Below are 24,349 nucleotides of genomic sequence, written 5' to 3' on the forward strand. Positions count from 1 at the left end.
GTAAGCAGAGCAAGGCCTGAGCGGCTGCAATCTTACATCTACCAGTATCAATGCCTGTACCGAATGAAATCAACATGAGCAAACAATTCAGCACAATTCCCAGCGATGCAGAGTTACAAAGTTTAAACCGCGACCTGAGCTTTCACCCGGTCCACAACGACCGACCTGTTCGACTGACCGCCCAGCAGATCGACACTTACAATAGGTTGGGCTACGTGGCACCGCTGACAGCCTTTGGCTCCTCAGAAATCGCTGCGATTCGTAGCTATTTCGATCAACTCTTACAGCGCGTTGTCCAGCAAGGGGGAAACAGTTACTCGATTAGTTCAGCGCATCTCAAATATGGCCCGGTGTACGACATTTTGACCAACAAACAGATTGTCGATCACGTAGCGGATTTATTGGGCCAGTCGGTGATCGCATGGGGCTCACATTTCTTTTGTAAGATGCCGCATGATGGCCAGTCGGTTGCCTGGCACCAAGACGCCAGTTACTGGCCGTTGTCACCCTCCAAAGCGTTGACCGTCTGGCTGGCGATTGATGATGCCGATCAAGAGAATGCCTGCATGAAATTTGTGACCGGTTCGCATCATTTTGGTCACATGACCTTCCGCCCGAGTTCTCCTGACGAACACAACGTGCTCAATCAGACGATTGACAACCCTGAGCAGTACGGCAGCATCGTCTTAGACGAACTGCAGGCCGGGCAGTTTTCGATTCACAGCGACTTATTGCTGCACGGCTCTGAGGCCAACAACTCGGATCGCCGCCGCTGTGGGCTCACGCTGCGCTACTGCAGCGCCGATGTTCGCGCGGCCCTGGGTTGGAATGAAAAGGGAGTCCACGTTCGAGGGTCCGACCCCAGCGGCCACTGGAGCAACAACCCCAGGCCAACTGCTTCGTAAAACATGATTCGCGGCTGACCACCCCGCCCGGCCTACCCGACGATCTGGCGCTATAAGCGACAATTGCCGATGGAGGTTTCCAAGATAGCCGAGGCGCCGATGGCTTCTAAGCGTTCCATAGCTTCAATGACTTCTTTGCGACGGACCATGACGCGGACGCTGCACCACTGTGGATCCTCCAGCGCGCTGATGGTCGGTGATTTGAAACCGGGTGTGACCTGTTCGGCGTCGGCCAAACGCTGCCGCGGCACGTTGTATTCCAGCAATGAATAGTCTCTGGCGATGACCACACCTTCCAAACGGCGAATGATGCGCTCGGCCATTTCCGGCTGACGTCGTTGACGGTTCTGAATCAGTACTGTTTCGTAGGATCCGATATCGGCCAACACTCTCAACCGATTAGCGGCTAACGTACTGCCGGTCTCGACTAGGTCAACGATGGCTTCGGCCACTCCCAGCGAAATCATGATTTCGACTGAACCTGACAATTCCACCAGGTGCGCTGCGACGCCGTGACCTTTCAAATACTCGCGCGTGACATTCGGAAAGCTCGTAGCGACTCGCTTACCTGCCAGATCACTGAGCGAGCGCGTTGGGCCTCCATCCGGTACACACAGACTGAGCTTACATCGGCCAACGCCTAACGTCATCCGAACTTCATTGTCTGTCTGGCTCTCCTGGACCAAATCGCTGCCGGTAATGCCCAAATCAATCGCACCTTCGGCGCACAGCACAGGAATGTCGTCGGTCCGCAGGAAGATGATATCGATTGGCAATTGCTTCACAAGCGCGAATAGTGTTCGTTCTTGGCGGCGGAATTGAAGTCCGGCTTGGTTGAGCAATTCCGAGGCCTGCTCGCTCAATCGTCCTTTACTAGGAATGCCAATTCGCAAATTCTGGTTCATCGTGGAATCTGTCAATGAAAAAAACGCAAAATGAATTCAAGAGCGGTGGTCAGGAGGTTGTTGTGGGCAAATCTGCGGGTGTTCGCTGCACAGCTAACTTGTCACCCGTGACTCGATTTGGTGCGTTGACGCTTTTCTTCCAGTCCGGATTTCCCCTCACGGCGGGCCAACTCGGTGCGCAGCTGGTCCAGGGTAATGCCACGACTGGCAAGAAGAACCCACACATGGTAGATCAAATCGCATGCCTCGTAAATCAAATGACCATTGTCTGGGGGAGTGGTTCGCTGAGCAGCATCGACAACTTCCGTCGCCTCCTCGGTGATCTTGGCCCCCATTTTTGCGACGCCGCCTTGGACCAGCGTGGTTGTATAAGAACCTTGTGGCAGTTCATGCACTCGACGGTGAAGCTCCGCCATCAGCCGATCTAACACGTCCCGATCCGTAGTTTCTGTCATCGCCCAACCAGCACCTTGCCTACGTGAATGAAAGCATAGATTATAACCTCACAAGCCAACTTTGACACTTCGCTCCAAGCAAGATATCTTTTCTAGCCCAAACGCGAGATCGCGTGACACGCGCAAACAACCTCCCTGGCCAGTCCAACCCGCAGTTCTATGAAAACGCCATCGTCTGACTCCTCGACTACAGCTGCATCGGCAGCCCAAGAATTTCGGCATTGGGTATTACCTCGGCTGGCCAATTGTTGGTATTTGACTGGACCGACTTCCAGTGGCAAGAGTTCGTTGGCTGTGGCCATTGCCCAGCGTTTAAACGCAGAAATCATCTCCATGGATTCGATGGCCATCTACTGTGGCATGGATATTGGGACCGCTAAACCGTCGCCGGAACAGCGTCGGGCTGTGCCTCACCATCAGCTTGATATCGTCGCTCCAACCGAGATGTTCAGCGTCTCGAGCTACGTATCCAGCACGCATCAAGTGGCCTCACAAATCCACGCTCGCGGTCGCAACGTATTGATATGTGGCGGAACGCCGCTGTACCTCAAAAGTCTACTACGCGGATTATTTCTGGGGCCCGCAGCCGACTGGCAGTTTCGTCAGGCCATCGAGGACGACTTGGCCATTCACGGAATGGAAGCTCTTCGCGATCGCTTAAAGCAAGTCGATCCGCTGATGGTATACAAACTGCATCCGAACGACAAACGACGGATGATCCGCGCCTTAGAGGTTGCTCGAACCACCGGCCAGCCCCTGAGCCACTGGCAGCAGCAGTTTGATATCCCGGCGCCGGTCCAACAGTGCCCCACATTGGTACTTCGATTAGAACGGAGCTGGCTGCATGAGTTGATTAACCAACGCGTGCAGCGGATGATTGACGGGGGTTTACAGGCCGAAGTCGATGGGCTGTTGGATCGCTACGGCCAACTAAGTCGCACCGCCGCTCAGGCGGTTGGCTATCGCGAAATGCTGGATCGGCGAGAAGTTCCCGTGCCGATCGACGAAACGATCCAGCAGATTCGCGCGCATACTCGACAGTTCGCGCGGCGACAAGAAATCTGGTTTCGCGGGCTCAGCGAACTCCAGTCACTGCCGGTCACGCCCGAAAGTCAGCTTGAAGAACTCGTACAACAAGCCGTACAGTTCTATACCAGTTTTCCTCAACAGCCCACGTGACGACTCAGCGGGCAGAGTGTCACTACGCCCGTCAAAACGTGGAGGATAAGGCTACCCAGGCAATTCCAGCGTTTCTATGTTCCACAATTCACTCGCCGACTGGCGGCTCAGTTGTTCAATGGCTTGGCTTGTCCGCCACAACGGGTCACCGGCCAACCGCCAGTATTCGGGGACAGGTGCTGTGCCAGACGTGTGCACGGCGGATTGTGGATGCCGAAACTCGATGCGCACAGCATGCAGACCAAGCGGTTGTTGGCGTCGTTGGTTCAAATTCTGTGATTGGACTTCATCAAATTTCGCTTCGGCCCAATGCAGTGGACGCTCACACAGGTGACCGACGCTGGACGTTGCTCCATAGAGCCAGTCCCCAGCGACCGGCCAGCCGCGTTGCGACAGCTGCAGGCGAATTTGATGCATCCTGCCGGTCAATAAGTGGATCAACGCCAAACTGTGGCCATTGCTGCTCACCATCGGCCTGATGGTGAGTTCGGCCAATCGTGCCCCGTCCGAACCAGCAGCCACTATCTGTCCGCGCGGTTCGTCTTTAACTTTGGTTACGTAATCAGACCAACGCTGTACTGGCCCCGTCAGGTCGCCTTCGACCCACGCTAAATAGTACTTTTGTACCAACCGATGCTGGAACTGCGTGCCGAAACGCTTTAGTGCCCTTTGGTTACGGGCCACCAAGACCACTCCGGAAGTCCCACGATCCAGGCGGTGGGGCAGCCCGACAAATGGAACCCCCGCATGGCAGTCTCGGGCTTTGATTTGTGCTTCAAGCAACGATTGCAACGACTCAATCCCCTCGACAGCCTGTGTCAGCAAACCAGCCGGCTTGCTTACCAGCATAAAATGTTGCTCGTCGTGGAGGATCGGAATCATAGCTTGGATCGTCGGCGCGATTCGAAAATGGTCGCGATAGCTGACTGACTAGGTTGCAACGCCTGGCGATTGAATGAGCGCGAAAAAAAACGAGGAGCCCCGGCCATGAGAACAAAAAGGACGACGACTTGTTCTCAGTGAGCTCCTCGTTAACCATGGTTTTAGTATGCTGATCGAATCGGTCAAGTCGCTCTCAAGATTTTTTTGCAAGTCGTTGCCGCTGCCAGTAAGCCAGCGGACGCGATTCGTGTCGACAACCTGGCGCGCTACGACACATTAAACTATGATGATGGTTGTGGAGACATGGTCGCCAACGCGTGAGAGCAGCATGTAATTTGTCGTGCATGTCGCTTGATGTTTGTGCGTCATCCGTTGTCAGTGGAATCGTTGCAAGAGGTTGAACCGTTAGTGACAGAATTCGATGCAGATTCTGAAGCCGCTGCTGAGGCCAGCTTGGACCCAGCGCAGCACGCAGCACTGTCGCTTGGATTTCGGCGAGCTGCCGAGAAGGTCCGGTCGTTTCCGACCTCGCCCGGTGTGTATTTGATGAAGAATCATTCGGGAACCGTCATTTACGTCGGCAAAGCCAAGAATTTGCGGAGTCGGGCGGGGAGCTATTTTCTAAAAGCTGCGCAGCTCGAAGCGCGCACCGCCGACTGGATTCACGAAATCTGTGATATCGACTACTTGGAGTGCGATAGCGAGGTCGATGCCCTCATGGCCGAAAGCCGACTGATTAAGGATATTCAGCCTAAGCACAACAAGGAGCAGAAGGACGACAAGAGCTTCCCGTACCTGATGATTACGACTCGCGAGGACTTCCCGCGCGTCGAGATTACTCGGCAACCACCGCCGAGCGGCGTGAAGTTGTATGGGCCGTTCGCGAGTGCTGGGGCGCTGCGTGGTGCTGTTCAGGTATTACAAAGAATCTTCAAATTCCGCACCTGCTCGCTGGATATTGAAGCGGCAGACCCGCGTTGGGAATGGTTTCGGCCCTGCCTACTGGCTTCGATCGCACAGTGTACTGCCCCCTGCAATCTGCGCATCACCAAAGACGAATATCGCCAAGACATTCGCCGTTTGCAGACGTTTTTAGAGGGCGGCAAACGCAAATTGCTGAAAGAGTTACTGAACGACATGCAAGCGGCGGCTGCGTCACTACATTTCGAGCAGGCGGCGCGATTACGTGACGAAATTCAGATGTTGGAACGACTAGACGAACGTGGTGAGCTGGACACGCATGCTCAGCCCCAAGTGTTCTACATCGACCCCAAGAAAGGCTTAATTGGACTACAAAAGATACTAAAACTGCCCAATCCACCACGGGTCATTGAAGGTGTGGACATCGCGCATTTGGGGGGACAAGATACGGTGGCCAGTCTGGTTCAATTCCTGGACGGCCTGCCTTTCAAACCGGGATACCGCCGCTACAAAATCCGCGAAGTTCAAGGCGTAGACGACTACAAGTCGATTCATGAAGTTGTCTCGCGACGATTTCGGCGTTTGAGCGACGCTCAGGAGGTGTTTCCTGATCTGCTGTTGATCGATGGCGGCAAAGGTCAACTGGCTGCCGCTCTGGCCGCATTCCGCGATCAAAATATCGAGCCGCCGGTGCTGCTGTCGTTGGCCAAGCAGGACGAAGAACTGTACCTGCCCGGCGACCGCCAACCGCTACGGCTGAGCCGCCATGCCTTCGCGCTGCGGCTGCTACAATATGTCCGTGACGAAGCACATCGCTTCGCACAGCATTATCATCACATCTTGCGGCATAAGAACCAGTTTGACTCTTAACAGTCTATTCACTACGGTTGGCAATACTTTGCTGGCGATTGGCTTGTGCCTGGCGATTGCTATTCCCCTGGGGCTCGGACTGGCCATGCTGATCGGGCGCAGTGACGTATGCGGACGTCGATGGGCGACGATCTGTCTGGCTAGTCAGTTGGCGGTTCCGCTGTACGTGGTAGCCGGTGGATGGAGTGCTGGAGTTGGCTTGCAAGGCTGGCTGCGTCTGGCTGATTGGTTGGGTCCCACCGGGGTAGGTTGGATGCAGGGTTGGTTGGGCAGTCTACTAGCGGTAGCCATCATTCATGCTCTGGCCGCTGTGCCAGGTGTGTGCTTGATTCTGCTACTTGGATTATCGACCAGCGATTCCAGCCAAGAGCAGGTCGCTCTGTTGGAAGGTGGCCCGCTGACGGTAGTTCGTCACGTGTGGCTGCCGAAGATCAGAGTTTGGATAGCTGTGGCAGCCGCCTGGTGTGGGCTGGGGTTGCTGACAGAAATGGTAGTTTCCAATCTGTATATGTTTCCCACGGTGACCGAGCAGGTCTACTTGGACTTTAGTCGCGATACGATTTCGCCTGTGACCTACGTTGCCTCCGTCGGACTGTGCATGTTGCCGTTGCTGCTGGCCGGGCTGGCAATTGGGCGGCGCTTACCGGCTTTGAACGATGTGCTGCAACGTCCACAATACTTCCCAGCCATGACGATAGCCCTCAGGCACTGGAGACTACCGCTAAGCCTGCTGATGTGGGGCACGTTGTTGGGATTGGTTGGAATTCCGCTGTTGAATCTGGCGATCAAAGCCGGCTGGCAACCTAGAACGTCGCCCAATGGGCTAGTGAGCTATGGTTGGAGCGGTGTGCGGTTTTGGCAGACCGTAGTAGAGTCGGTGACACTATTTCGTAGCGAATTCTATTGGTCCATACTTTTGGCCACTGCGTCAACACTCATGGCCGCCAGCGTCGCCTGTTCGCTGTATCTGCTGACCAGTTATTTGGACAATCCTGTGGCGGAGAGTGCCGCCGGTGGTCGCCGGTGGACCTCGCGCGTGATCGTGCATGGAATCATGTTGTTACTGATCACGATTCCTGGACCCTTGGTCGGCGTTTTGGTTACCCAGTCCCTGAACGGCTCGTCCTGGCCGTGGCTCGGACAGCTCTACAGTACGACGCTGATTGCACCCATTTTAGCGCAACAGTTCCGATTGTTGCCCGTAGCTTGGCTGATGATCTGCGGGCTGGTTGGCAGCACGGCGCGACGCACCTGGGAACTGGCTGGCAGCGACGGACTGGGCTCAATGGCAACACTGCGCCGTGTGGTTTGGCCGCATGCGCGCCGTCCGGCGCTTGCACTGGGATTGTTGCTGGCTCTACTGAGCATTGGTGAACTGAGTTGTTCGATTGGCGTTTTGCCGCCTGGCGTTAGCACGCTGTCGATGCGTCTATTCGAGATTTTGCACTTTGGCATGCGCCATCAAGATTCAGGACTATGCGGAATTCTGATACTGTTGGGCTGGCTGTCCGCCACGGTGATTGCCCGAACGGTGTTGCGAACACCAGCATAGTATTGGGCTTGTGCCTGGCAGTGGATTCTGAATGACTATTGCATGCCGCTGATCGTGGCGGTGACTCATGATTCGACAAGCTGACTATTGAAAATCGCTGCAACATGGTATCTTAGCTGCGCCCAATTCGCGCCAGGGCAAGTAGACGCGGCCTCATCGAAGCTACGGACGCCAGATGGAGGAATTTGGCTCACCCACCGTCTGGCCACGGTGGCTACGGGAGTGATAGTATTGGCCACGCGTCACTGGCCTTGGACATCATCTAACCGATTAGCGCATTGATGCAACATTCGATTGACATTCGCGTCCAGTACCACGAAACCGATGGCCAAGGTCGAGTGCATCACGCTCAGTATTTGAACTATTTGGAGCGCGGGCGCGTTGAGTTTTTGCGCAGCGTGGGCTACAGCTATCGCGACTTTGAGGCAAGTGGATTGATGTTGGTAGTCAGCGAACTGAACATTCGCTACCACGGAGCTGCGTGCTTTGACGACCTGCTAAGATTAACCATTCGACTCGTGCGTTCGCGAGGTGTCAGAATCGATCATGCATATGAGTTAAAGCGAGTGGAACCGGCAGAAGCAGTGGAGCCGATGATTATTGCGGCAACAACGACTGTAGCCTGCGTTGATCGACAGGGCAAAGTAGCTCGACTACCCCATTTTTTACGAGCGTTTTCCAAATAACCCTGCGGTGACTGGTCGTCGGCGTCGCGGGTTCAGTCCTAGGCAATTCATGGCACAGGAAGTACCAGTATGAAACGTCCGCGACCGCACCTCAACGATGCCCGCTCGAAAATCGTAGCTACCATTGGCCCAGCCTGCAATAGCGTTGAAGTTCTGAGCGAATTGGTTAATAGTGGAGCGGATATCTTTCGCATCAATGCAGCTCATGGTGGTCAAGCTGACTTCGAGCAAACGATGCAGAAAATCCGGCAAGTTCGCGAGTCTACCGGGTTTCAAGTAGCTACGCTGCTGGACTTGGCTGGTCCTAAAATCCGACTTGGCAAAATCGCCCAAGATCCGTTGGAAGTCGAACCGGGTATGGAGTTGACTTTCGTACGTGGTCAGCAATCGACCTCGGCTCACGAGCTGTGCAGCAACTATGAACAATTGGTCGATGAATTGATGGTAGGGAACTCGGTGATGCTGGCCGACGGTACGATCGCTTTGCAAGCCGTCAGCAAGCAGCACGACCGAGTGACCTGCAAAGTATTGACCGGCGGCACCATCCGTAGCCGCCAAGGGATCAATTTACCCGGTGTGACGCTGAGCGTCAGTGCGATGATGCCAGCCGATGTCCAAAACGCGTTGTGGGCGGCCAACAACGAAATCGACTTCCTGAGCCTCAGCTTCGTTCGCAGCTCGCAGGATGTCTTGTCGCTGAAGAACCTAGTCGCATCGCTCAACTCCAAGGCGCTGGTCATCGCCAAAATTGAAAAGCGCGAAGCTCTGCAACATTTGGAAGCCATTGTCGACGCAGCCGACGGCATCATGGTGGCTCGTGGCGATCTAGGAGTCGAAATCGACGTTGCTGAAACTCCGGTAGCACAGAAGCGGATTATTGAGGTCTGTCGCCAGAAGCTCAAACCGGTGATTGTGGCGACGCAGATGCTCGAGAGCATGCACGAGAACCGCCGACCGACGCGGGCCGAAGCCAGCGATGTGGCCAACGCCATCTTGGACGGAGCCGATGCCTGTATGCTGAGCGGTGAAACGGCGATCGGCAAATATCCAGTGCAGTCTGTCGAAACGATGAATCGCATCATGGTCTATACCGAGCAGATGCTGAAGGATCAGACGCCGGATTTTTCCGCCAAATTCCAACCGATCGATGCGGTGGATCCGATTACCAGTTCAGTCACATTTCGCGCATCGAATATTGCGCAGGACATCGGTGCCAAGTTGATTGTCGTGGCCAGCAAGAGCGGCAGCACGGCGTGGGTCAAAGCCAAGCAGCGCAACTGCATTCACACGCTGGGCATTAGCGACAATCAGGCGACCCTGCGCCGCATGTGCCTATTCTGGGGAATCATGCCGTTGTACATCGAGTCGATGGCCAAGCCGCAGGTGCTAATTGAGCATGTCATCCGCTGGGGCAAGCAATCGGGCTTGTTGGTCGATGGTGACTGCGTCGTCTTTGTCGGCGGCTCGGGGATTTACGAAAAAACCCATAATCTGCTGGTGGTCCACAAAGTTTAAACCCTGTCGCCATGACCAGCGTTCAGCGCCCACGACCGCCCGGTGGTGACCTTGAGAGATATGCGATTGCCGCAGCCACCGGACATGGCCACACGAGAAGATTCAAGGGTCGGCGTCCCGCATTCCTTCGCGACGCGGGACGCCTTGGACCTTGAATCAAAATGCTTGCCGCTGAGGGGACCAGGTTATCCCGCCGCCTTGCAAACGCTACTGTAGGATCCAGGAGGATCAGATCGGTGACAACCTAGCTCCGCAACGGGCCTCGGTGGTGTGCCACTGATCCAGTTGGATTGCACACAGCGTGCCACAAATTATCGGGCCGTAAATATTGACCGAATCCCCTTCACAACAGTCAGCCTAGGGGGAATAGAGGCTTTGGGAGGCCGACGTTCCGAGTCGGCTCGCTGAAATTCTTTGTAAGAATTACAATTCGTAGCGGATTTTTCCAATCGCATTTGCACTTCGGTTGGGGGACGCACAATACTTGGCAAGGGTACGAACGGGAATGGACGCAGCAGGAGCCGAACCGCAGTCGTTGGCGAATCAATACTCGCTACATTCTCCGCGTTTTTGGCACGGCATGAAGACGGAGATATGGTGGCGTTTGGTGGCCGCCAACGGCTTCCGGATTTACCCTCGTCGTTCCCACATCGCGCTGGGCGTGTCGACCATAGGTCCCATCAACAACCTGCTGGCTGCAGTGCAGCATTGGCGATACGGGGCGAGGATCCAAGCCACCGGCATCGAGCAGCCGCCTATCTTTATATTGGGACATTGGCGCAGCGGCACGACGTTACTGCACGAGTTGTTGGTCTCCAATCCGGATTTCGCCTCCCCGACAACCTACCAATGCTTCGCGCCATCTCATTTTCTGATTAGTTCCTGGGTCGCGCGCTTTGGAGGCTTTTTAATCCCCGCCAAGCGACCGATGGACAACATGGCGGCTGGATGGTACCTGCCTCAAGAAGACGAATTCGCACTGATGAACTTGGGCCTACCGTCGCCTTACCTGCGCATCGCCTTCCCTCAGACTCAGCGACTGCATCTGGAGTATTTAGATATGGTGGGACTGACCGATGGCGAGCTGAATCGCTGGCAGAGTGGTCTGGAGTGGTTTCTCAAGGCCGTCACGGTAGCCAATGATGGTCGCCGCTTGGTGCTCAAGAGCCCCACGCATACTGGACGCATCGCGCTCTTGCACAAGATGTTTCCCGGCGCCCGCTTCATTCATTTAACGCGCGACCCGCGCCAGCTTTACGCTTCCACGATGCGATTGTGGTGGTCATTGGATCAAGTGCAATCGCTGCAAAACAGTTACACTCATCCGGAAATGAAGCGTTACGTCAAACTGTGCATAGATCGCATGTACGGTGGCCACTGGGCTGGCCGCAGCCAGGTACCTGACACGCATTTGATTGATGTACGCTACGAAGACCTGGTTGCCAGCCCGTTGGAGACGCTCCGCGAAATCTACTCGCGATTAGGACTTGGCGACTTTCAGCCCGTCGCCGCATCCGCTGAAAATCTCATGGCTGGCTACAAGGACTATCAAACCAACCGCCATCGAACCGACTCGGCCTGGGAGCGCGAAGTCATGGAGCTATGCGCCGACTACGCGCAGCGGTATGGGTACTGATCTGTCGGGTAATCTGCTAGGCCGATGGTCATGACGCGTATAGAGCGACTGTCTGCGCTCCAGTGCATCAATCTGATTGTCGTGTGGTTGTTTCGTCTACGTAGTCAACCTACGAGTATTGCCAATGCAGAGATGATGATACACTGGAGTGGTCTGCTATTGCTATTGAACGGCCGCGTAACTTGCCAGTGCGATTATCGAAACAATACAACTGAGCACAACACAACTGAGCCGAACTATGGAATTGTCTGAATTTACAAATGTGCCTATAGTCGATGTCGGCGGGCTGGTGGGCCAGGGTGGAGATGCAGTGGCCGTTGCCGAGCAGTTGGGTAGGGCCTGCCGCGATGTGGGCTTCTTTTACATTGTCAACCATGGTGTCGCTCAGTCGCTGATCGACCGACTGGAGAATCTGAGTCGCCAGTTTTTCCGGCTTGACCGACAGGAAAAAATGAAGATTGCCATGGTTCATGGTGGGCGTGCGTGGCGCGGCTACTTTCCAGTGGGCGACGAGTTAACTTCGGGCAAGCCCGACTGGAAAGAAGGTATCTACTTCGGCAGTCAGTTGCCACCGGATCATCCCGAAGTGCGCGCAGGAACTCCGCTACACGGCCCCAATCTATTTCCCGATATTGATGGCTTTCGCGAAACAGTGTTAGAGTACATCACCGCCACCACGCAGCTCGGTCACTCGCTGATGTCCGGGATGGCGCTGAGCTTAGGACTTGCGGCCGAACATTTCCAGAGGCATTACACCGGCAATCCGTTGATTCTGTTTCGCGTTTTCAACTACCCGCAGGTACCAACTGCCGCGCAAGATACACAGCCTACCTGGGGGGTAGGGGAGCATACCGATTATGGGTTGTTGACCATTTTGAAACAGGATGACAGCGGTGGATTGCAAGTCAAAAGCCGATCGCGATGGATTGATGCGCCGCCCATTCCAGAATCATTTGTTTGTAATATCGGCGACATGTTGCAGCGATTGACTCATGGCATCTATCGCTCGACACCTCATCGAGTAGTCAATCGTGCTCAGCGTGATCGACTGTCATTTCCGCTGTTCTTTGATCCCGGGTTTCACAGCGACATTCGGCCCATTGAGCAATTAAGAATGGCGGCTCGTGAAGATGATCGCGCGGAGCGTTGGGATCAAGCCAGCGTGCATGAATTTTCTGGCACCTACGGCGATTATTTGCTAAACAAAGTCTCCAAGGTATTTCCTCAATTGCGGCGCGAGGTATTGTAGGAATCATCCCAGGCACGTGCGCAAGTGGTTCTTTGTTTAACCACATCGAAGTTGACCCGGGGCAGGGGGTGATGATCAGAGTTTGACTGCGTCGACGCCAGCCTTCACTTGGATGAACTGCGGTTGCCAATTGCTGATTTACTCGATTCCCTAGCATTTAAACAAAGTTGCCGGCCTGTCTGGAATTTGGAGGATTCTGGTGCAGCGCGCTGGTGGTGGGACCAAAGGTGTCCGACCACTGGCGATCTTGGTGGGTTGCTCGGAGGCAAACGCCGTAAGCGGCGATCGTGTTGAATGCAGGAGAAGCAACGATGGCGGTACCAGCTCGAACGACTCAGGTTACTCCCAAAGTCAATCGCCGGAATCGACAGGACATCTTGGCCAAGCTGGCTGGCCAAGTACGACAATTGGAATTGCCTGGTCGGTGCCTGAGTAAAGCATCGGCAATCAGTACGGGTTGCCCTGCCATGGACAATTGCTTGCCCACTGGCGGTTATGCTCCCGGCAGCATGATCGAATATTTGCGCAGTGCACCGGGATGCGGAGCCAGTTATCTGGCGCTGATGGCGGCGGCATCGGCGCTGCGCGCGGGCAGTGAAAAACATCTAGTCATCGTCGATACGTACCACCAGTTGTATCCGCCAGCCGTCAGTAGTCAGCAGATCGACTTGCAGCAAGTCATTTGGGTTCGCCCACAGTCCATGGCGGATGCGATTTGGGCTACCGATCAAGCGCTCCGCAATCCAGCCGTAGCCGCAGTGGTAGCCGATCTGGAAACATTGGATGCGCGCCAAGCACGGCGATTGCAACTGGCGGCTCAGCGCGGCGGCGGTCTAGGGCTGCTGCTGCGTGGCTTGTCTGCGCGGCGTCTACCCAGTTGGGCCGAAGTCCAGTGGATCGTGCGCAGTCTGCTGCCGCCATCAGTTCAGACCAACACTGCCGCGCTGGCCTCACCACCACTACGACGGCTGGAAGTAGTCTTGGCTCGACTTCGCGGCGGCACAGCCGGGGCGCGACTGCTGCTGGAACACAAGGTTATGGAAACCGGCCTGCAACTGGTACCGCCAACCAGTCCTCGCGCATGGCGGCAGAGCGCACAGAGCCATACTCCATGAATGTTCAACCGATACACGCCCAGCCCACCCAAGCACCGTCCGTGGCGATACCAATGCACCCGACCAGCGGCAAGCACTGGCTGTGCGTTTGGCTACCCAATTGGCCGATCCAGCGCGTTCAAGCCATCGAGCCGGCACTGGTTGGCAAGCCGTTGGTACTGAGCGCTCGCGATCCACGGCGCGGGTTAGTCGTAGCTACCGCCAATCTACCGGCGCGATCACTGGGAGTGCGCCCCGGTATGAGGCTGGTGGAGGCTACAGGGCTAGCCGCGCTGGAGGTCCGATCACATGATCCGGCGGAAGACTTGGAAGCTCTCTGTGGATTAGCCGAACAATCCCAGTGCTTCAGCCCGCTGGTGGGACTCGAACAGTTGGATCGGCACCTATGGGCTGGACGTTGTTTGCATCAGCCCGAGTGTTTATTGCTGGATATCAGTGGACTGGATGGTCTGTTTGGTGGTCAAGCCAATCTATTGTGGCGCGTTGGCGATTGGCTCCGTCAGCAGCACTATTTTGGCTGTTTGGCTGTAGGTAGTAGCGTGGGAGCCGCTTGGGCTTTGGCCAACTATGCTCTAAGATCACCCGCTCTACTGGTGGACAGTCCAGGTGTGGACCTTGGCCAGCAGCCCGTGCCGTCATCACCAAACAGTGCGTCCAACCCAAACTTGGCCTGCCAACAAAGCTTGGTGCCAGCTTCGCGTTATCTGCTGTTAGAGCCTCAGCAGCAAGCCGCGCTGGTGGAACGCTTGCCGCTAGCCGGCCTGCGCATCGACTCGGCGACCATCGCCACGTTGTGGCGTCTAGGACTAAATCGTATCGGGCAACTGAACAATCTACCTCGTGCCGGCCTAGCCAGTCGATTGGGAGAGCAATTGCTGTTACGTTGGGATCAGGCGCGCGGGGCAATCCAAGAATCAATCGCCAGCGTGCATTGTCAGCCTCAGTGGAGCGTCCAGCAGGATTTGGAACTGCCAACCGATCGCATGCAGACGATTGCTGAATTGGTGCGACGATCGGTAGTGTGTTTGTCGGAGCGTTTGCAAAATCGCGGCCAGGGTGCACTGCGTATCACCTGCCGTTTGGACCTCGTCCAACAGCCGTCGCAGGTTCTGCAATTAAGTCTGTTTCGACCGACCTGCGACGGTCAACATTTGCTTGACCTATTGATGGGGCAGCTGGAACAACAGTTGCCGCGCTGCCTGCAAGCACCGCTGTGGCGATTATCATTGACGGCTACCTTAACGGCACCATTGGTATGGCGACAGTTCGATCTGTTTGACAGTGGTCAGACTGCCCAGCGGCATCAGTTAGCCCAACTGGTCGATACGCTCAGCGCTCGACTTGGGCGAAAGCAGGTACTGCAAGCGCGAGTGCAGCGACAATGGCAACCCGAGTTGGCCTACACGCTTCAGCCGCTAACCGGCATCCAGCCCAATGGCACAACACACTACAAGCCTAACCTACGACAACACTCTGCCAATCAACGGCGGCGTGTTCATAGTCCACAACACGCGGCTAGCCAACCGTCCCGAACAACACCGCCTTCACTCTTTGATCCTTCGGACAATCCACGCGAGACGCTGCGCCTCGCCGAGCCGGTGAGCCAGGATCCGCTACGACGGCCACTGCAACTGCTATCACCTCCTGTGACTATCCAAGTCAGCGGCATTTGGCAACTCGCGCGTTCAGCCGCTTCTTCGACTGCTGCCCCAGCCGCACAGCTCAAGTTAGCCGGACAATGGCAGCGGATCATCGTCGCCTGCGGGCCCGAGCGTTTAGAGAGTGGCTGGTGGAAAGGCCCCAGCTCGCGCCGCGACTACTATCGCCTGCTCACCCAGCGAGGCTGCTGGTACTGGATCTATCGCGACCTCTCAACCGGTCACTGGTTTTTACACGGCCTGTTTGACTAGATGCATTGCGTCTCGTAACAAGCGACTATGGCCACAGGTATATTCACTCTTTTCTAACGCTTGGCTGGTGAGGAAAGAGCATGCGACTGGCGCTTGTATCTACTATAATTGTGATGATCGACCGAATGGCAAAGGAACCGATCGGATGTCAACCGTAGCTAAACATTACATTGCAGCTGACGAGTACCTTCAACGCGAGAGGCAGGCCGAATTTCGCTGCGAGTATTATCGGGGCCAGATGTTTGCCACGGCAGGGGTCTCCGCCAACCACAATCTGATTGTTCTGAACGCTGGTGCCAGTGTGCGTGAGCAGCTCAAGAACAAGTCTTGCCGCGCTTACCCGAGTGACTTAAAGCTGCGCGTTGAAGCGACTGGATTGTATACCTACCCGGACCATTCGGTCGTGTGTGGCGAGCCGCAATTGGAATCCGACGCTGCGATGTACTGCTAAATCCAGTCGTGTTGGTCGAAGTTCTTTCGGATTCGACCCAGGCCTATGATCGTGGCAAAAAGTTTGAGCACTATCGAACGATTCCAAGCTTGCAGCATTACGTGCTGAGCGCCCAGGATCGACCTTCTATCGACTGCTTCCCACGCCAGTCCGCTGGCAGTTGAGGATTGACTAGCTGTCAGGCTTTGGATGAAAAGGTTGAGCTGGCAGCTATTGCTTGCCAACTTGCTACCGACGAAGTCTATGACAAGCTAGCCTGTGGTAACGTCGATCGCGAGCTGCATATTCAACTGCCGCACTGGAACTGCATCATCCACGGATTAGCTTAGGCCAGGCTACCTTGCTCCAGCCCCACTTTAACAGTTCAGCGCTTAACAACTGGCCGGTCCAACTCTTGCGATCGACGGCGTAATTATTCCAGACCGTCTCCAAGTACGGCTCGCTGGCCTGAGCTAAAGCCTTCAGTAATCCCTGCTGCTCGATGGCTCGCAGACCTTCCCAATAGTGGTCGATGATGTGCTGCTGATACATATTTCCAGATACTTCCAGACTAACCAGTTCCCCAGGCTCGATGGATTGAATTTTGTTCAATGCCACTAGGCTGATCGTCGCAGAAAGATCCCAAATGGAAGCCTGCTGCTGTTGGGCAGCAAGTTCCATCTGACGCAACAATTGATCGACCTCAATGGGCGACAACAGTTTGTACGGATTTAATTGTGCCACCGTCGCCCGCGTTTGAGCGATTGTCTGTTGCAATCCGGCAATCGAAATAAGAGGCAACTCACAAGTGGCAGCCGCCGTGTGGAGCGCCTGCTGCAACGCCTGAACAAGCAGGTCGGCGGACGGCTGTGCGGGAGTGTGACTAACAATCTGCTGTTGGCGCAGTAGACCGAATAGCTGCTGCATGTGCAGATGTGAGTCGTAGGCAACTTCGCTGAAGATCGCCAATACTGTCAGAGGCGACACATGGAAGGTAGCCAGCGCCGTCATATCTAATAAACTGCCAAACGTGTGCTGGGCTACGAAGACTTGATCGTACGGGCGCTGGCCAGTCGCATCGCTCGGCTCGGCAGCAACGTTCACTGAATCTCCCATGACGTAATCCAGCATCTGCCGCATGAAGATCGAATATGATCGCGAGTTCCGAAAGGCAGATGGCACTAGCCAGTTGGCTGAACCTCGGACCAGTTCGCTGGCATAGGCCCCGGCATTGCGCAGCGTATCAGGCAGACCGGATGAGTACTGATACAATAGCTGCAGCCTACTGAAGGCTTCCCCCAGCGTATGCTGTTCCATGTCGATAGCGGCTGGCAAAGAATCGACCGGGGGCTGATCTGGTACATCCGTCGTCGGCTTGTCCAATTCGCTCATCGCACTCTGTAGCTCTCGTTCCATCCTGGGCTGCGCAAACGTGTTGGCTCCAGAAAAATCAGGCTGATGCTGCGAACCTTTAGATGCCGCCCGCTGTCGATGTTAATCGACGAGCGCACTCGATCAGTCGCTCCATGGGAAACGGCTTGTGTAAATACTGGCTGACACCTAACAACTCGGCATATTGGCGGTGTCGATCGCCTTCGTTGGCCGTAACCATGATGACGGGCAAATCCTCTAGCCCCAATCGGCGAATCTGTTCCAATACCAAAAAACCGCTGCGTTTGGGCATCATCATGTCCAACACCAGCAGATTTGGCGAGATCGTCTCCAGCAGAGCGATGCCAGCATTGCCGTCGTTGGCCATGGAAACTTGGAATCCAGCACTCTCCAGTGCATAACGCATGGATTGGATAATTTCTAAGTCGTCGTCTACCAACAACACATGCGGGCGATCTGGCGGTTGCTGAGGCGACGCCAATTGTGACGTGTGATCGGGTAATCTTGTATTCATTCGATAGAATTTGACCTGTGATCGCCTCGCCTTGCGAAGCCTGGTTTGCGGTGAATTAAAATATTCTAACTGGAAGTCCGAATGGTTGATACTCGGCAAAATGCAGCTCGCTCAGACCTACCCTATTTTTCAACTCTTAAACGCCCAGCCAATCATTGTAGAGTACTGATGGGACAAGGATACTATCGTGAACCAACCTGACTCCACCACCCTGCGGCAGCAGATACTGGATTTCGTGTTCCATCCCAACTATCGACCTAGCAAGGCCAAGGCGATTTGCGCCGGGCTCAAACTACCTGAGGACGATTATCCACATGTTCGCATGACCATTAAACGCATGGTAACCGAAGGGCAACTGGCGTACAGCGCCGGACATTTGGTTGTCGCACCCCATGACGTCAGAGGCAAAGAGAAGCTGACTCGAGGAACCTTTCGGCAAGCGTCGGCCGGCTTTGGGTTTGTCCGGCCCGTTCCCACGGGACAACTGGGGGCGGTAGACGACATCTTTATACCCGCTTCGGCCACCGGATCGGCCATGGAAGGCGACTTGGTTCAAGTCCGGCTGCGCATTGGACGGCGCGGCTCGCCCGAAGGTGAAGTTCTGGAAGTCCTGCAACGCGCCCGCCGGCAATTCACCGGTACCCTGCTGATGGAAAGTGGTCGAGCTGCCGTGCGTCTGGATGGTGTCAACTTTGGTTCTCCAGTCTCCATTGGTGATGTCCGAGGCTTGCCGGTTAATGCCGACGATAAAGTAGTGGTCGAGCTGGTCAAATTCCCTGACGGCCTTCAACCTGGCGAGGGCGTGCTGCTGGAGGTGTTGGGTTCCAGCAAGAATCCAGCTGTTGATACGTTGGCAGTCATGCGCCAGTACGGACTGCAAGAGCAGTTTCCCGAAGCGGTCATGGAGGCGGCTCGTCAGCAGGCAGACCAATTCGTCGAGGGAGACATCTCGTCGGATCGGCGAGATTTGACGCAGCTGCCCACGCTGACCATCGATCCAGCCGATGCGCGCGACTTTGACGACGCCATATCGCTCAACCGCAACGACAAAGGAAATTGGGAATTATCAGTTCACATCGCCGATGTAGCCCAGTTTGTTCCCATTGGTTCAGTGCTCGACCAAGAAGCTCGACAGCGGGCAACTAGCGTCTATCTACCCGATCGCGTAATTCCGATGCTGCCGGAAATCATCAGCAATCACCTGGCCAGCCTGCAACCGGATCGAGTCCGACTGACCAAGACCGTCCTGATGGAGATGACCGATTCCGGCACACTACTCCATCAGGAAGTTTTCAATTCCGCGATTCGCAATCAACAGCGACTGAACTACGAACAAGTCGATCAGTATTTGGCAGACCCCGAACCTTGGCGCGGGCGATTGGCTCCAGCCATCTGGCAGATGCTGAGGGACATGCACTCGCTGGCCATGACGCTGCGACGCAACCGTAACAAGGCAGGGTCGATCGAGTTGTATCTGCCTGAAATCAAAATCGACCTGGACAAATCGGGTAAAGTCAAGGGTGCGCGAATCATCGAGCATACCGAGAGTCATCAGGTTATTGAAGAGTTCATGTTGGCCGCGAATCAAGCTGTGGCCACCTGGTTAGACGACTTGCAAATCCCGTTTCTGCGACGGGTTCACGCTCCACCGGAACGCCGCAAGCTACAAAAATTGACCGAATTCGTCCGCGATCTGGAAATTTCAACTGAGGATCTGCAAAGCCGCTTCGAGATTCAAAAGCTAGTGCACAAGGTACGCGGTAAGCCCACTGAGTACGCAGTGAACTACGCCATCCTCAAGTCGATGAGCAAGGCGGTCTATCAGCCCGATCTGGAGGTACACTACGCGCTGAACTTTGAACACTACTGTCACTTCACTAGCCCGATTCGCCGATATCCCGATCTACAAGTTCACCGCACCATCAATCGACTGCTGGCCGGCCGTCAACCCGTTGGCGATCCGCTTTCAGTGCTGATGACATTAGGCCACCATTGTTCCGATCAAGAGCAGAATGCTGAATGGGCTGAACGTGAAGTCACCAAGATTAAACTGCTGCATTTTCTGAATAAGAAACTGGGACAGACGATGCCAGGCGTCATTACTGGCGTCGTCCCAGATGGCTTCTATGTTCGTGGAATCAAGATTCCGGCCGATGGTTTTGTGCCGCTAGGCAGTCTGCCCCATGATCGCTATCGCTTCGAGCGACATGGGCACGTCATCCAAGGCTTTCGTAGCGGCAATCGCTTTCGATTGGGTGATCAATTGACGGTCAAAATCGAACAAGTCGATCTACCTCGACGAACTCTGTTGCTATCGGTAGTCGCCAATCATACTACGGGTCCGCTAAGTCAGTCCGGCGATCTGGCAGGACGCACAACGGAGCGCCAGCGGCCTGGTGCCGGACGCCGTACAATCCGCTCATCGCGCGGCAAGCAGCACTCAGACGCTTCGGAGTGGGCCTCACGTTCTGGCCGTAAAAAGAAATCGCCATATCCTGCGACTGATCACCCTAGATCAAAAAAGAAAGGCTTCCGAAAGAAGAAAGGCAAGATGTAGGGTGGGACCAGCAGGACAGTCGGTCATGCTGAAACCATGTACCTTCGTGACCTGATGCGCAGCCCAGGAACACCAATACACGGTTGTACTGCCTGGCGCCGGCCCACAACGCGAACTCAGAATCTGGTAGTCTTACACTGCCGGTATTTTTGGGCTACTAGCTACCTTGGTAACACCGCCTTCGTGCTTTGATGCAGTTAGGACCAGCGCGTTGAAGTTAGCGGTTGTAGCCCATTTGCTGTTTCACCAGAATTTGTTGGAGGGTTGATCCGATGAGTCGAACTGCAATTTCTTTGAAAACTGCCTTCGCAACGACACTGGCCCTGGCAGCCAGCTGCCTGCCGCATTGTCAAGCCGAATACGTAACGTTTGGGCAGGGGTACGGATCGAAGTGGGGCGCACCGGAACACGGCACTATCAGCGAGGTGATCACCTGGTCGTTCATGACCGACGGCACACCGCTGCATGCAAGCCATCCGCTACTGGGCGAGGTCACTGGCACCAGCAACATTTCAAACTTAAGTAGCAGGTTCGACGCTGGAGTTTTCGAGCAGCTAATTCAGAATGCCTTCAACACATGGTCGGCTGCCTCGCAAGGCAGAATAACGTTTCTCCAAGTGACGGATAATGGAGCTCCAGCTGGCGGTAATAGCCTCAACAATGACCATCCTGGCTCCTGGGAGATCGATATTCGCGTCGGTGCTTTTACCGCTGCGCCAGATTCCGATTTTGCGTGGCTGGGCGCAGTTGGTTATGGTCCGCCAGGCAACGATCATTTTCCGTTTTTCAAAGACGGCCTGGCCGGAGATATTATTTTTAATTTGAGCCAGCAGTTCTTTGTGGCTCCCGGCAATGAAGGAGATATTTTTTACGATGGTACTGGGCCTTACATCAATGATCTGGAAGGCCTGATGTTGCACGAACTGGGACATGCCGCCATAGGCCTAGGTCATCCCAGCGCGGGAGTTGGCGATGTAATGTTCGTCGATGACTTTCCAGATTGCTGCAATTTTGTCAACCGGCAACTCTCGCCAGACGACATCGCGGGAGCGCGAGCGGTTTACGGTGTGCCGGAACCAGATATCATCAATTATTGGCCCTATCACGTTGCCTACTCCGGTTCCGGAACGCCACCCTGGCATCGCCTTGACGCCGGCAAGACGCTATTCCAAGAGAGCAGCCATCCACAATTGCTAACTTACAACAACTTGATCAACTCGAAGCAGGGCATCAACGGCATACTATTTGACATCAATAATCTGGCAAACGCTGACCACCTGGGCACCAATGATTTCAGCTTTCAGGTGAGCCCAGCTTATGTGTTCAATCAGGCCGATCATCCGCCGGTTGACTGGCAGGCCATAGCGACCGCACCCACGATCAGTGTCAGTGGCAGCGCACCGCATCGAGTGCTGATCAATTGGCCTGACGAGACGATCATGAATCGCTGGCTTCGAGTAACGATCAAAGCCACCTCCAACACCGGCTTGGCACAACCAGCCGTCTTCTACCTGGGACACCTACTAGGGGAGACCACCGGACCGGTAAACGGCGTCTTCACCGTATCGTTCGCCGACATTAGCCCGATCCGCGATGCAGTTAGTGGAATCGTAGATGCCAGCAGTGTGTATGATATTGATAAAAACGGCACGATTTCCTTTGCCGACATTACCGCCATGCGCGCCAATGTGAGCGCCCAGCTAAGACAAATCACCGTACCATGAGACAGCGTCTTGGTATGGTGCAGAGGCTGGGGCGACGTGGGCCTATCGCCGACTGTTCTCAAATTTGATAGTTCGCTTCCGGGCGCAGTTCATCGGGCAGTCCACTGCGAACCCGTAGATTGGGTTTTTCCAGCAGAATGGTCGATTTTGGGGCGACGCTATTGGTGATCCAAACCGAGGATCCCACCACACTGTGCTCACCGATGACTGTCTTGCCTCCCAAGATCGTAGCGTTTGCATAAATCACCACGTAGTCTTCGATCGTGGGATGTCGCTTTTGACCACGTATCAACTGCCCATCAGAATCCGTGGGAAAGCTGAGTGCACCCAGGGTCACGCCTTGATAGATTTTTACGTAAGAACCGATATTGCATGTTTCACCAATCACCACTCCGGTTCCGTGATCGATGAAGAAGTGGTGACCGATCGAAGCGCCTGGGTGAATATCGATTCCCGTTCTGGCGTGCGCTTGTTCGGTCATCATTCGTGGTATGAAAGGCACGCCAAGTTGTCGTAATTGGTGCGCAATGCGGTAAATGGTGATCGCCTCCAGACCTGGGTAACAAAAAATGATTTCATCGCGACTGCTAACCGCCGGATCGCCCTCATAGGCCGCCTCGACATCCATAGATAGCAATTGGCGCAAATTAGGTATCTGCTCCAAAAACGCGATGGCGATGGCCTGTCCCTTGGCCTCGTAGTCAGTTTGGCTTTCGCAATCACCTGTGCGGTTCTTAATGCGGTCATCATGGCGCAGTGCTCGGGCAATCTGTGTGGTCAACTTGTCGTGCAAACCGTCAATCAGATCGCCGACATGGTACATCACGTTGCCACGATGCAGTCCTTCACGACGTCGATAACCTGGATAAAAGATATCCTTCAGATCATCCAGGATTGATTCGATCACCTCATAGTTCGGCAGCGGGCAATGCCCCAAGTGGTTAATTCGATCTTCCGCCGTATAAGTGGCGACAATCGAGGCAGTTAGGTTGGGCAGTTTTTCTTTGAGCCTAAAGTCAGAGGCCATGATCGAGTTCTCTATCTGTCGACAATCTGTAATGACCCATTGCACGTCACTCAAAATCGAGCCGTTGTCCTGCTACCGAAGCGGACTTGACCATGTTCAGCATCGACGGCGCACGACTGGCAAATTGAATAGCTTCACGACAACTGGCCAAGTCACCCCATTCTACCCCGGCGTCCCCATCGCCGCAGTCGCTCGGCCAAGATCTAATAGCAATTCGCGTGTTCTCGTAACCAAAGCCCGCAGTTTACATAGTGCCAAGCTTTCATAAACCGTGAACGTCGTAATTCATTCTGAAACGATGCAGCGTCGTGTTGGAGTTTGACGATTACTTTCCTAAGCGAACTTTCCGTAGCTGGCCCGATCCCATGCTGGCATTTTACTGACAAGACATCGGACCGAAGCAGTAGTTCATGGCAATCAATCCATTAGTGGCAACACTTGGCATACCGCTAGCCGCACAAGTTGCTCTGCCAGTGGCGCGAGCTGCAGGAAAGGGTGTTCAACACGTCGGTCAAACATTCTCCGAACTGCTGGGAGGATTGGGATCGGCAAGTGAATCGGCGGCCGAAAGCCAGGGCTCCATCAGCTTGACGTTCGGCCAGAAGTTGAGCGCTGTGGCTGACGAGCTAAGGGGTTGGTTGGAAACCCAGGGAGTCAGTTCGCCGTTTGCGATAGAAATTCGATCGGGCGGCCACGATTTCGTAAACAGCCAGCAATTGAACATCCAAGGACCGCAGCGCGACCGGATCGAACAGCTGTTGCAAGCAAACGAACCTTTGCTCAACAAACTGCGTCAATTGATCGATGATGCCTCGTCAGCAACCACATTAGGCGCTTCCCCAACGTCGGTGACCATCACCGATTCTCACGCCATGGTCAACAGCTAGCCTATTTCTGTTGACACTGATATAGCTAGGATTTTCGA

Annotated in this window: 23 protein-coding genes; 17 read left to right on the plus strand and 6 right to left on the minus strand. The window is 54.9% G+C overall.

The window, feature by feature from the left end; genetic code table 11:
* Positions 1-74: 74 nt before the first annotated feature.
* Positions 75-905, plus strand: a complete 831-nt coding sequence (locus tag KF752_00920) for a phytanoyl-CoA dioxygenase family protein (GenBank protein MBX3420094.1) — start codon at positions 75-77, stop codon at positions 903-905.
* A 50-nt stretch (positions 906-955) separates the two neighbouring features.
* On the opposite strand, the gene hisG is transcribed toward KF752_00920, so the two are convergent.
* Positions 956-1,810 carry an ATP phosphoribosyltransferase gene (hisG, locus tag KF752_00925; protein ID MBX3420095.1) on the minus strand — a complete coding sequence of 285 codons (855 nt, stop codon included), beginning with the start codon at positions 1,808-1,810 and terminating at the stop codon, positions 956-958.
* A 101-nt stretch (positions 1,811-1,911) separates the two neighbouring features.
* Positions 1,912-2,265 carry a phosphoribosyl-ATP diphosphatase gene (gene hisE / locus KF752_00930; GenBank protein ID MBX3420096.1) on the minus strand — a complete coding sequence of 118 codons (354 nt, stop codon included), beginning with the start codon at positions 2,263-2,265 and terminating at the stop codon, positions 1,912-1,914.
* Between the two features lie 159 nt (positions 2,266-2,424).
* On the opposite strand from hisE, the gene miaA reads away from it, so the two are divergent.
* Entirely contained in the window at positions 2,425-3,444 is a 1,020-nt protein-coding gene (gene miaA / locus KF752_00935) for a tRNA (adenosine(37)-N6)-dimethylallyltransferase MiaA (protein ID MBX3420097.1), read from the plus strand.
* A gap of 51 nt (positions 3,445-3,495) precedes the next feature.
* Here the strand turns inward: miaA and KF752_00940 are convergent, their stop codons facing one another.
* A complete protein-coding gene (locus KF752_00940) occupies positions 3,496-4,326 on the minus strand; it encodes an RNA pseudouridine synthase (protein MBX3420098.1) in 831 nt (276 codons plus the stop codon).
* Positions 4,327-4,680: 354 nt separating this feature from the next.
* On the opposite strand from KF752_00940, the gene KF752_00945 reads away from it, so the two are divergent.
* From KF752_00945 to KF752_01000, 12 genes are all read left to right on the plus strand, one after another.
* Complete coding sequence (locus KF752_00945; GenBank protein MBX3420099.1) at positions 4,681-6,117, plus strand: excinuclease ABC subunit UvrC; 1,437 nt, start codon at positions 4,681-4,683, stop codon at positions 6,115-6,117.
* On the plus strand, positions 6,107-7,669 hold the full coding sequence (locus KF752_00950; protein ID MBX3420100.1) for an iron ABC transporter permease: 1,563 nt from the start codon (positions 6,107-6,109) through the stop codon (positions 7,667-7,669). The genes KF752_00945 and KF752_00950 overlap by 11 nt, the downstream gene beginning before the upstream one ends.
* 281 nt (positions 7,670-7,950) lie before the next feature.
* Positions 7,951-8,355 carry an acyl-CoA thioesterase gene (locus tag KF752_00955; GenBank protein ID MBX3420101.1) on the plus strand — a complete coding sequence of 135 codons (405 nt, stop codon included), beginning with the start codon at positions 7,951-7,953 and terminating at the stop codon, positions 8,353-8,355.
* A 69-nt stretch (positions 8,356-8,424) separates the two neighbouring features.
* Positions 8,425-9,870: a pyruvate kinase gene (gene pyk, locus KF752_00960; protein ID MBX3420102.1), complete on the plus strand. Its 1,446-nt coding sequence runs from the start codon at positions 8,425-8,427 to the stop codon at positions 9,868-9,870.
* A 505-nt stretch (positions 9,871-10,375) separates the two neighbouring features.
* On the plus strand, positions 10,376-11,506 hold the full coding sequence (locus tag KF752_00965) for a sulfotransferase (protein ID MBX3420103.1): 1,131 nt from the start codon (positions 10,376-10,378) through the stop codon (positions 11,504-11,506).
* Between the two features lie 30 nt (positions 11,507-11,536).
* Entirely contained in the window at positions 11,537-11,758 is a 222-nt protein-coding gene (locus KF752_00970) for a hypothetical protein (GenBank protein ID MBX3420104.1), read from the plus strand.
* Positions 11,745-12,755, plus strand: a complete 1,011-nt coding sequence (locus KF752_00975; protein ID MBX3420105.1) for an isopenicillin N synthase family oxygenase — start codon at positions 11,745-11,747, stop codon at positions 12,753-12,755. The genes KF752_00970 and KF752_00975 overlap by 14 nt, the downstream gene beginning before the upstream one ends.
* Before the next feature lie 311 nt (positions 12,756-13,066).
* Entirely contained in the window at positions 13,067-13,870 is an 804-nt protein-coding gene (locus KF752_00980; GenBank protein ID MBX3420106.1) for a hypothetical protein, read from the plus strand.
* Positions 13,867-15,780 carry a DNA polymerase Y family protein gene (locus KF752_00985; protein ID MBX3420107.1) on the plus strand — a complete coding sequence of 638 codons (1,914 nt, stop codon included), beginning with the start codon at positions 13,867-13,869 and terminating at the stop codon, positions 15,778-15,780. Before KF752_00980 ends, KF752_00985 begins: the two co-directional genes overlap by 4 nt.
* A 145-nt stretch (positions 15,781-15,925) precedes the next feature.
* Positions 15,926-16,231 (plus strand): Uma2 family endonuclease, encoded by a 306-nt coding sequence (locus KF752_00990; GenBank protein ID MBX3420108.1) that lies wholly within the window; start codon positions 15,926-15,928, stop codon positions 16,229-16,231.
* Positions 16,186-16,395 carry a Uma2 family endonuclease gene (locus KF752_00995; GenBank protein MBX3420109.1) on the plus strand — a complete coding sequence of 70 codons (210 nt, stop codon included), beginning with the start codon at positions 16,186-16,188 and terminating at the stop codon, positions 16,393-16,395. The genes KF752_00990 and KF752_00995 overlap by 46 nt, the downstream gene beginning before the upstream one ends.
* A 3-nt stretch (positions 16,396-16,398) precedes the next feature.
* Entirely contained in the window at positions 16,399-16,560 is a 162-nt protein-coding gene (locus KF752_01000; GenBank protein ID MBX3420110.1) for a hypothetical protein, read from the plus strand.
* Here the strand turns inward: KF752_01000 and KF752_01005 are convergent.
* Together KF752_01005 and KF752_01010 are read right to left on the minus strand one after the other, a co-directional pair.
* Positions 16,541-17,602, minus strand: a complete 1,062-nt coding sequence (locus tag KF752_01005) for a hypothetical protein (protein ID MBX3420111.1) — start codon at positions 17,600-17,602, stop codon at positions 16,541-16,543. The genes KF752_01000 and KF752_01005 overlap by 20 nt on opposite strands.
* Positions 17,603-17,681: 79 nt before the next feature.
* The gene (locus KF752_01010; protein MBX3420112.1) at positions 17,682-18,116 is read right to left on the minus strand and encodes a response regulator; all 435 of its coding nucleotides are present in this window, start codon (positions 18,114-18,116) and stop codon (positions 17,682-17,684) included.
* Positions 18,117-18,303: 187 nt separating this feature from the next.
* On the opposite strand from KF752_01010, the gene rnr reads away from it, so the two are divergent.
* Positions 18,304-20,673 (plus strand): ribonuclease R, encoded by a 2,370-nt coding sequence (gene rnr, locus KF752_01015; GenBank protein MBX3420113.1) that lies wholly within the window; start codon positions 18,304-18,306, stop codon positions 20,671-20,673.
* Positions 20,674-20,945: 272 nt separating this feature from the next.
* Positions 20,946-22,397 (plus strand): matrixin family metalloprotease, encoded by a 1,452-nt coding sequence (locus KF752_01020; protein ID MBX3420114.1) that lies wholly within the window; start codon positions 20,946-20,948, stop codon positions 22,395-22,397.
* Positions 22,398-22,455: 58 nt separating this feature from the next.
* Here the strand turns inward: KF752_01020 and KF752_01025 are convergent, their stop codons facing one another.
* Entirely contained in the window at positions 22,456-23,424 is a 969-nt protein-coding gene (locus KF752_01025) for a serine acetyltransferase (GenBank protein MBX3420115.1), read from the minus strand.
* A gap of 410 nt (positions 23,425-23,834) precedes the next feature.
* Between KF752_01025 and KF752_01030 the strand changes: the two genes are divergently transcribed.
* Positions 23,835-24,311, plus strand: coding sequence for a hypothetical protein (locus KF752_01030; GenBank protein MBX3420116.1), 477 nt, complete (start codon positions 23,835-23,837; stop codon positions 24,309-24,311).
* The last annotated feature ends 38 nt before the right edge of the window (positions 24,312-24,349 follow it).

Source organism: Pirellulaceae bacterium (assembly GCA_019636385.1).
Lineage (GTDB): Bacteria > Planctomycetota > Planctomycetia > Pirellulales > Pirellulaceae > Aureliella.

Bases quoted from the DNA above. Each gene is read 5' to 3' on its own strand.
- KF752_00920 (MBX3420094.1), top strand. From the start codon at position 75: ATGAGCAAACAATTCAGCACAATTCCCAGCGATGCAGAGTTACAAAGT.
- hisG (MBX3420095.1), bottom strand. From the start codon at position 1,810: ATGAACCAGAATTTGCGAATTGGCATTCCTAGTAAAGGACGATTGAGC.
- hisE (MBX3420096.1), bottom strand. From the start codon at position 2,265: ATGACAGAAACTACGGATCGGGACGTGTTAGATCGGCTGATGGCGGAG.
- miaA (MBX3420097.1), top strand. From the start codon at position 2,425: ATGAAAACGCCATCGTCTGACTCCTCGACTACAGCTGCATCGGCAGCC.
- KF752_00940 (MBX3420098.1), bottom strand. From the start codon at position 4,326: ATGATTCCGATCCTCCACGACGAGCAACATTTTATGCTGGTAAGCAAG.
- KF752_00945 (MBX3420099.1), top strand. From the start codon at position 4,681: ATGTTTGTGCGTCATCCGTTGTCAGTGGAATCGTTGCAAGAGGTTGAA.
- KF752_00955 (MBX3420101.1), top strand. From the start codon at position 7,951: ATGCAACATTCGATTGACATTCGCGTCCAGTACCACGAAACCGATGGC.
- pyk (MBX3420102.1), top strand. From the start codon at position 8,425: ATGAAACGTCCGCGACCGCACCTCAACGATGCCCGCTCGAAAATCGTA.
- KF752_00965 (MBX3420103.1), top strand. From the start codon at position 10,376: ATGGACGCAGCAGGAGCCGAACCGCAGTCGTTGGCGAATCAATACTCG.
- KF752_00970 (MBX3420104.1), top strand. From the start codon at position 11,537: ATGACGCGTATAGAGCGACTGTCTGCGCTCCAGTGCATCAATCTGATT.
- KF752_00975 (MBX3420105.1), top strand. From the start codon at position 11,745: ATGGAATTGTCTGAATTTACAAATGTGCCTATAGTCGATGTCGGCGGG.
- KF752_00980 (MBX3420106.1), top strand. From the start codon at position 13,067: ATGGCGGTACCAGCTCGAACGACTCAGGTTACTCCCAAAGTCAATCGC.
- KF752_00985 (MBX3420107.1), top strand. From the start codon at position 13,867: ATGAATGTTCAACCGATACACGCCCAGCCCACCCAAGCACCGTCCGTG.
- KF752_00990 (MBX3420108.1), top strand. From the start codon at position 15,926: ATGTCAACCGTAGCTAAACATTACATTGCAGCTGACGAGTACCTTCAA.
- KF752_01005 (MBX3420111.1), bottom strand. From the start codon at position 17,602: ATGAGCGAATTGGACAAGCCGACGACGGATGTACCAGATCAGCCCCCG.
- KF752_01010 (MBX3420112.1), bottom strand. From the start codon at position 18,116: ATGAATACAAGATTACCCGATCACACGTCACAATTGGCGTCGCCTCAG.
- KF752_01020 (MBX3420114.1), top strand. From the start codon at position 20,946: ATGAGTCGAACTGCAATTTCTTTGAAAACTGCCTTCGCAACGACACTG.
- KF752_01025 (MBX3420115.1), bottom strand. From the start codon at position 23,424: ATGGCCTCTGACTTTAGGCTCAAAGAAAAACTGCCCAACCTAACTGCC.
- KF752_01030 (MBX3420116.1), top strand. From the start codon at position 23,835: ATGGCAATCAATCCATTAGTGGCAACACTTGGCATACCGCTAGCCGCA.